The sequence below is a fragment of the Microbacterium sp. genome, assembly GCF_052099035.1.
Classification (GTDB): Bacteria; Actinomycetota; Actinomycetes; order Actinomycetales; family Microbacteriaceae; genus Microbacterium.
This window is the reverse complement of record NZ_JBQDSX010000100.1, coordinates 1-7565: the sequence shown is the minus strand read 5'-3', so window position 1 is coordinate 7565 and position 7565 is coordinate 1. Positions and strand designations below refer to the sequence as shown.

7 protein-coding genes and 1 pseudogene are annotated in these 7565 nt (G+C 68.7%); 2 read left to right on the top strand and 6 right to left on the bottom strand.

The features are described from left to right. The coding region (locus tag ACTIAO_RS16405) for a helix-turn-helix domain-containing protein (protein ID WP_441907198.1) at nt 1-466 on the top strand (466 nt) is incomplete at its 5' end. Then, complete coding sequence (locus ACTIAO_RS16400) at nt 450-1667, top strand: type II toxin-antitoxin system HipA family toxin (RefSeq protein WP_441838449.1); 1218 nt, start codon at nt 450-452, stop codon at nt 1665-1667. The genes ACTIAO_RS16405 and ACTIAO_RS16400, both read left to right, overlap by 17 nt. Nucleotides 1668-1694: 27 nt before the next feature. On the opposite strand, the gene ACTIAO_RS16395 is transcribed toward ACTIAO_RS16400, so the two are convergent. The 6 genes and pseudogenes from ACTIAO_RS16395 to ACTIAO_RS16370 form a co-directional block, all read right to left on the bottom strand. Continuing rightward, nucleotides 1695-2255 (bottom strand): histidine phosphatase family protein, encoded by a 561-nt coding sequence (locus tag ACTIAO_RS16395; RefSeq protein ID WP_441845298.1) that lies wholly within the window; start codon nt 2253-2255, stop codon nt 1695-1697. Further along, nucleotides 2252-3316: an ABC transporter ATP-binding protein gene (locus tag ACTIAO_RS16390; protein WP_441845299.1), complete on the bottom strand. Its 1065-nt coding sequence runs from the start codon at nt 3314-3316 to the stop codon at nt 2252-2254. The genes ACTIAO_RS16395 and ACTIAO_RS16390 overlap by 4 nt, the downstream gene beginning before the upstream one ends. Continuing rightward, nucleotides 3313-5040 carry an ABC transporter permease gene (locus ACTIAO_RS16385; RefSeq protein WP_441885868.1) on the bottom strand — a complete coding sequence of 576 codons (1728 nt, stop codon included), beginning with the start codon at nt 5038-5040 and terminating at the stop codon, nt 3313-3315. Before ACTIAO_RS16385 ends, ACTIAO_RS16390 begins: the two co-directional genes overlap by 4 nt. Before the next feature lie 14 nt (nt 5041-5054). Beyond that, nucleotides 5055-6224 carry an ABC transporter substrate-binding protein gene (locus ACTIAO_RS16380; RefSeq protein ID WP_441885865.1) on the bottom strand — a complete coding sequence of 390 codons (1170 nt, stop codon included), beginning with the start codon at nt 6222-6224 and terminating at the stop codon, nt 5055-5057. Nucleotides 6225-6271: 47 nt separating this feature from the next. Further along, nucleotides 6272-7102: a MurR/RpiR family transcriptional regulator gene (locus tag ACTIAO_RS16375; RefSeq protein WP_441845302.1), complete on the bottom strand. Its 831-nt coding sequence runs from the start codon at nt 7100-7102 to the stop codon at nt 6272-6274. A gap of 118 nt (nt 7103-7220) precedes the next feature. Continuing rightward, nucleotides 7221-7565, bottom strand: a pseudogene (locus ACTIAO_RS16370) (nucleoside/nucleotide kinase family protein); the annotation flags it as partial.

Sequence of the window (7565 nt, the reverse complement as noted above, 5' to 3'; positions counted from 1 at the left end):
GCAGCACTGCGCCGATGAGCACGGACAGGCTGAGGTAGCGACGTGCGGTGGTCATTCTGAGATCCTTTACTTTACCGTCTGGTCGGTACAGTTTGGAGGATTTTGTTGTGCGAAAGCTGGGCACGAGGAGCGTTACGCGATCGCGATTTCGCTATACATCGACATCATCGCAAAATCGCGATACATTAACGTCATCGTATTTTCACGATCGGAGCAGAGGATGAACCGCGCAACCGCCCGGATCCGCGTGCCGGCTGACGTCGGCCTAGCGCTCGAGCAGGCGCGCCTTTCTCAAGGACTGTCTCAGGCCGAGCTCGCGAGTCGGCTCGGCATGCCCCAGAGCACCGTCAGCCAAATGGAGACCGGCGCCGGCACGATCTACCTGCGCCGCCTGCTCGAGATGTGCCGCGAACTCGAGCTTGACCTCTCCGCAAGTTGGGAGGCCGGCGATGCGCCTGCAGGTTGAGCTGTATGGCACGCCCGTCGGCGAGCTCGAGGGCGAGCCCAGGACGTTCGATTTCACACCGTCGACGGAAGCCATCGAGAAGTTCGGTGACAACAGCTCGGTGCTCTCCGTCGCTGTTCCACTCACCCGGCGGCAACGTCGTGACCGCGCGCCTCGCCGCCGAATCTGGTTCGAGGAGCTCCTCCCCGAGGGCGATCAGTACGATCACATGCTCGCGCGCGCCGGACTGCGTCGCGGCGATACCTTGCGCTTCCTCGCGCGATACGGGCGCGACGTCGCGGGAGCATTGCAAGTCTGGGACCTGGACGATCCGAGCGAGCCTCGCGTCCCCTCGGCTCAGCCCGTGTCTGACACCGAGATACGCCAGTTGCTCGACGACCCGATCGGCGCCCCGCTCGGCAATGCCCCTTCGACGGGTCGCACCTCGCTCGGTGGCGTGCAGCCGAAGATCGTCCTTGCCCGCACATCTGAGGGATGGTCGCAGGCGCTCGGTGGCTTTCCCTCGACGCACATCCTCAAGCCGCAACTCGACGGCGGGCTGGCGAGTGTGATCTACGACGAGGAGTACGGTGCGCGCGTCGCGCGTCGGCTCGGCGTCATGACATATTCCACGCTGATCGAAGACTTCGACGGCTTGCCGACACTGGTCATCGAGCGTTACGACCGACACGATGGTGCACGGATCCACCAAGAGGATTTCAATCAGGCGCTTGGAGCGAGCGGCATCGAGAAGTACCAGGAATACGGCGGAGCCGTGACGTTGGGAAGAATCGCCGCCACGCTTGACGCGTATGCCGCCCGACCCGATGTCCGCCTGTTTGCCCGCTCGTTGATCCTCGCCGTCGCGATCGGCAACCTCGACATGCATGCGAAGAACGTCAGCCTCCTGCACCCGGCCGACGGTTCGACGCATCTCGCGCCCGCCTACGACATCGTGCCGCAGGCGCACCGCTCGGACGGCCGGTTGGCGCTCGCGATCGCGAAGGAGTACCGTCACAGCGCGATCACGCGTACGCACCTCGTCGATGAGATCGCATCCTGGGGCGTCCGCGATGCGACGGCTTACGTCACGCAGGCTCTCGAAGAGATCGACGACATCGTCACGACCGAGGATCCACTCGACGGCGCGCATGCCGACCTCCACCGGGACATTCGCCGCTTTACTCGGAACCTCCTGGAGTCGCGCGAAGTCGGAGCCTGACCCGAAGGGCGCCGGGCCGTCAAGCAGCTACGCCGTCAGGTTGAAGCTGCGCAGCCGGGCCATGTCATCGTCGATCACGTCGATGACGGTGAGGCTCGGCGCCGCGACCGGGTCGAGGCGACCGGGCGCGAGGCCGACGAACCGATTGAGTACCGCTCGGATGGTGCCGCCGTGGGTGACGACGAGCACGGGGCCGGGGCGCCGCGCAGCTGTCCGCACCGCGCCTGTGATGCGCTCGCGGATCTCGTCCTCCCGCTCACCGCCCGGGGGGATCACCTCCCCCGCGCGCCACCGCGCGTAGTCGGACCCGATCGCGTCGGGGGTGCATCCCTCCCACTCGCCGAGCCCGTGCTCGATCCACGCGTCGTCGACGGTCGCCGGCAGGTCGCTGATGAGCGCCGCCGTCGATGCCGCACGCGCGAGCGGCGAGCAGATCAGCGTCTGGGGCTTCCAGGCCGAGACCACCTCGGCGAGCGCCGTGGCGTCGGCGCGGCCTTGTTCGGAGAGGTCGATGTCGCTTCTCCCCTGCATGCGCTGCACCCGATTCCATTCGGTCATGCCGTGGCGCACGAGCAGCAGCGTGGTCACAGCCTGCTCCCGTCTTCGCTGAACAGCGCCGTAGGTTCTGCGGGCAGACGGAGCCGGGTGCGTTCGCCCGGAGCACAGGCCTGATCGCTCACGATCGTGATGCGTTCCCGAGCGCCTCCCCATCCGAAGGCGAGACCCGTGACGAGATGACGCCCCGCTTGCGGGGTCGACTCGACGACCTCGAACGCGATATCTCCCTCGGGATCGAGATGGACAGCGTCGGGGCGGAACATCGCGTGGGCGGGCGAGCCGGAGGCCGGCGCGCGTCCGATCGGAGCGCCGTCGAACAGGATCTGATCACCTGCGGAAGCAACCGGCAGCAGTACCGCGGCAGGGGTGCCGAGGAACGACGCGACGAATCTGGTCGCCGGCTTCTCCAGCAGTTCCTCGGGCGTGCCGAACTGCTCGAGCCGGCCCCCGTTCATCACCGCGATGTGCGTGGCGAGAGCCAGCGCCTCGACCTGGTCATGCGTGACGTAGACGCTCGTCGCGCCGCTCGCGCGGTGCACGCGGCCGAGCTCGGATCGGGTCTCCACGCGCAGGCGCGCGTCGAGGTTCGACAGCGGCTCGTCGAACAGGACGACGTCCGGGCGCGGTGCGATCGTGCGGGCGATTGCCACACGCTGCTGCTGACCGCCCGAGATGAGCGCGGGCGTGCGGCCCGCGAGGTGCGCGATCTCGAGCGATTCGAGAACCTCCTGCACGCGCGTCGCGCGATCGCGGCGCTTCCAGCCGGCGACCGTCAGCGGCCACTCGACGTTCTGCTGCACCGTCATATGCGGCCACAGCGCGTAACTCTGGAACACCATGCCGATGCCGCGCTTCGATGGCGCGGTGCTGTGTCCCGTGCCCCCGTCGGCGATCACGCGGTCACCGAACGCGATCGTGCCGCTCGTCGGATCCTCGAGCCCGGCGAGCATGCGCAGGGTCGTGCTCTTGCCGCAGCCCGACGGCCCGAGCAGCACGAGGAAGGCACCGGAAGGGATGCGCAGTGACAGGTCGTCGACGGCATGCTGCGCGCCAAATCGCTTGCCGAGCCGGTCGATGGTGAGTTCGGTCATGACAGGTTCCGTTCGGGACGGCCGTCGCGGCTCTTCTCGAGCAGACGGGCGAGCAGGGTGGCGGCCACCGAGATGACCGCGATGATGAGGGTGATCGCGCTGGCTTGCTGCGCGAAGCCCTCCGACGCGTAGCGGAAGGTCATCATCGACAGCAGCGGCGTGGCGGGCGTGACGAGCAGCACGACGGCCGAGAGGTCGCGCACCATCGTGACGAAGACGAGGATGCCGCCGTTCGCGAGGCCGCGTGAGACGAGCGGCACCGTGATGCGCGCGAGTCGGCGCGGTCCGCTCGCCCCGGTCAGCACGGCAGCCTCGTCGAGTTCCGGCGCGACCTGGCCGAGGGCCGACTTCGCCGTCTGGAACGCGAACGGGATGCTCGCGGCGATACCCGCGAGCACGATGATGCCGAACGTGCCGTACAGGGATCCGAACGGGCCGATGGGCGCGCCGAACTGCGCAATGAAGGCGGCGCCGAGCGCGACGCCGGGGATGAGGAACGGCACGTACGCGAGCAGGCTGATCGCGCCGTTCGCGGTGCGAGCCTGCGGGCGCTGACGGATGGCGTACGCGGCGAGCAGCCCGATGAGCACGGCGCCGAGCGCGACGACGACTCCGAGCCCCAGGGTTCCGCCGGTCGCCTGCAGCACGGTGGGGTCGCGCAGGACGCCGCGCATGCCGTGCGAGATCGACGGGTCGGACTCGCCGATCCAATAGTGCAGCGTGAATCCGCTGTCGAAGCTGTTCGTGCGCCGCAGCAGCGTGCTGACGACGAGCACGATGCCCGGGATGATCGCGGTGATGATGACGATGGCCCATGCGATCATGGCGAGCGGCGCGCGCCAACCGCCCGTGCGGGTTACTCTCGCGCGCGTGGCCTTGCCGGTGATCGTCGAGAATGATCGACCGCCGGTGGTTCGATTGCCGATGAAAAGGATCACGCCGGCGACGACGATCAGCAGAATCGAGAGCACGTACCCGCGCGCGGAATCTCCCGTCGAGATCGCGCCGTATAGCCGGGTACTCAGCGTTTGGAACCGCACGGGCAGGCCCAGCAGAGCCGGCACGGCGAAGTTCGAGACGCCCTCGGCGAAGGCCAGCAGGAACCCGGACAGCACGGCCGGCGCGACCGCAGGAATCACGATGCGCGCAGCCACGCGGGCCCGAGAGGCACCCGTCAGTTCCGCGGCGGCGACGAGATCGCCTCCCACGTTCGCGAGCGCCGCGGCGATGACCAGAAAGCTCAGCGAGTAGTAATGGGCGACCAGCGTGAGAATGACGGGCACGGGCCCCCAGGCGAGCCAGTCGGGCACCGGGATGCCGAACGAGAACAGCAGGCCGGTCGTGCCGCCGATGCGGTCGTTACGGAACACGCTCTCCCAGGCGAGCGCGATCGCAAAACTGGGCAGCGCGAACGGGATCGCGGCGAGAACGCCGATCACCCGGCGCCCCGGCACGTCGCTCATGACGACGATCCAGGCGAGGAACGCGCCGATGAGCGTCGCGATCACGCCGGTTCCGAGGCCCACGAGCAGGGATCCGCCGAGCGGCTGCCAGAACAGCGCCTGCGACATGGGGCTGGCGAGCACGTCGCCCCAGGATCCGTCGCCGTCGTCGCCGGTGGTCGCCGCAATGAGCCCTGTGAGGGGCAGCGCGACGAGGATGATGAGTACCGCGAGCACGGCGATGGCCAGCCACAGATCGGGCTGGCGCACCGCCGCGCTCACGCGCGAGCGGACGATCACTGGATGGTGAGCAGGAAGTCTGCGACATCGGAGCGGTGCTCGGCCGAGGCCTCGGGATCGATGCGCCAGGCGGCCAATTCGTCGAGACTCAGCGCGTCGGCGGGCGTGTCAATGTCGGTGCGCGTCGGATAATCGCCGGCGACGTAGAACGGCTCGAAGCCCGGGCCGCCCGTCGCGCTGTCGTCGCCCATCATGAAGTCGATGAGCAGGCGCGCAGCGGCCGGGTTCTCCGCGTTCGCCGTGACGCCGAGGTACGCGGGGAAGACGATGCCGGGCGAGGGCGCGACACCGGAAGCAACCTGGAGCGCCCAGCCCTCCTCCTCGTTGTCGCGGCGGTCCGAGTACGACGTGAAGCCGACCGGCGCATCCTCCTGGCCGGTCACCCCGACGGCGGCGTTGACGGTGTCGGTGTCATCGACGAGCACGGCGTCGTTGGCGTAGAGATCCTTCATGAACTGCAGGCCGGCATCCGGCACTCCGTCGTCGAGGGTGATCTCCTCGCCGACGTGATCGGCATAGGCGCTCGCCATCTCCTCCGCGCGCAGCGAGAACTCGGTCGCGAGGTCGAGATAGTCGCCGCGCACGTTGGGGTCGACGAGCACGACGCGGCCCGACCACTCGTCGTCGGTGAGCTCCCAGAGGTTCGTCACCGGAGGGCCGTCGGGGTGGGCCTCCTCGTTGTACATGAGCACCTTGGTCGACAGGCGGTTGGCGGGCAGCGGCTCTTGGAACTCCGTCGGCAGGGCGTCGGAAACCCGCGAGGGCACGTACGGCAGCAGCACTCCGTCGGCGAGCAGCTCGGTGACGACGACCGGCGCATCGGAGACGTACGCGACGTCGGCGGTCGCACTGCCTGCCGTGTGCTCAGTCGCGAGCCGAGTGATCAGCTCGCTGGACGAGATGTCGCTGGCGACGACATCGATGTCTGGGTACTCGGCCTCGAACGACTCTTCGATGGCGGCGATGCGGCTGGTGAACGCGTACGCGTTGACCTCGCCCTCCTCGGTGGCCATCTCGACGAGTTCTTCGTGACTGAGCGCATCCCAGTCGACGTCGTCGGCGGGGGCGAATGTGGCGGGCGAGCTGCAGCCGACCAGGGTGACAGCCAGGCCGCAGGCGGCGAGGGCGGAGAGCGAAAGTGTGTGACGGAGCGGTCGTCGGGTCATGATCGTTCCTTTCGGGGGAATTCGGTGGGGCAAACGGGGAGTGAAGGTCATCGGTCGAAGCGCTCGAGCAGCGACTCGAGGCGGTCGAGCGACCGCAGGGCGCGATCGGGCGCCTGGCGGGCGATCGTGAGCACAAGGGCATTGGCGATCGCCATCGGCACAGTCAGCGAGAGGAACTCGTCGCCGCCGCCGCGCGGCGCGGCGAGCACGACATCGGGCTGCGGCGAGAGCGAGAGCAGCGTGTCGGTGATCAGCGCGGTGTGCGCGCCGGTCTCACGCGCAACCTCGAGCACGGGCACGAGATCGCGCGGGGCCCGGCGGAAGGCACAGGCCAGCACGAGGTCGCCTGCTTCGATGCTCGCGAGCCGCTCGGCGACGTCGCGCACGGGGCCGTCGAGCACGATCACGCGAATGCCGCTGCGGCGCAGCCGCCGCTCGAGCAGCTCGATGAGCACCGTCGCGTTACCGCGCCCGAAGAGGTACACGTGGCCGGCCGCCGTGGTCTGCGCGGCGAGATCGTCGAGGTCGTCCTGCGTGATGTGCTGCGGCAGCGCGGCAAGCGCGGTGATCTCGTCGTCGACGAACCCGCCGAGCACGTCGTCGGGGTGGCGCTCGAGGCGCCCGCGGATCCGCTGCGAGGGGCCGGATCCGGCGAGGTAGTCCTGCCGGAGCGCGTCGCGCAGCCGCGGGTAGCCGTCGAAGCCCAGGCGCTGGGCGAGACGCGTGGCCGCCGACTGGTGCAGACCCAGCGGATCGGTGAGGTCCGCGGCGTTCCAAAACGCCGCCTCGGCCGGCCTGGCCTGCAGCACCGCGACGAGGCGGCGGTCGGTCGCCGTCAGCGCGGATCCGCGGTTCTTGGCCAGGTCGGTGATGAGCACGTTCTGGACGCTATGCGCAATTTCACTTGCATTGAGTGCAAGTCGTGCGAGTTCACGTGCCGTTCATCGACCTGCCCGCGGGCCGTCACCCGCGGCGTTGTTTACGTCCTCGGTCGACCTAGGACCGGGCCTCCCACGTGACGCCGGAGACGCGCAGATCTGCCCGGTGGGCGGTGCGTTCGATGAGCTCTGCGTTGGCCCCGTCGACGTTGCGGGCGAACTCCGTCGCGGCCTCGACGCTGCGCCCGCCGAGCGTGTGTCGTTCGATGAGTCGCGCCTCGCGCACGTCCGCGGGAGCCTCGCAGAACCATGCCTCGTCGAGCAGATCGCGCACGCGGATCCACGGATCCTGCTCCGCGAGCAGGTAGTTGCCCTCGACGACCACGACGCGAGCGGACGGCTCGATCGCGATCTCGCCGGCGACGGGCTCGTCGACCTCGCGGCGAAAGCTCGGGGCGTAGAC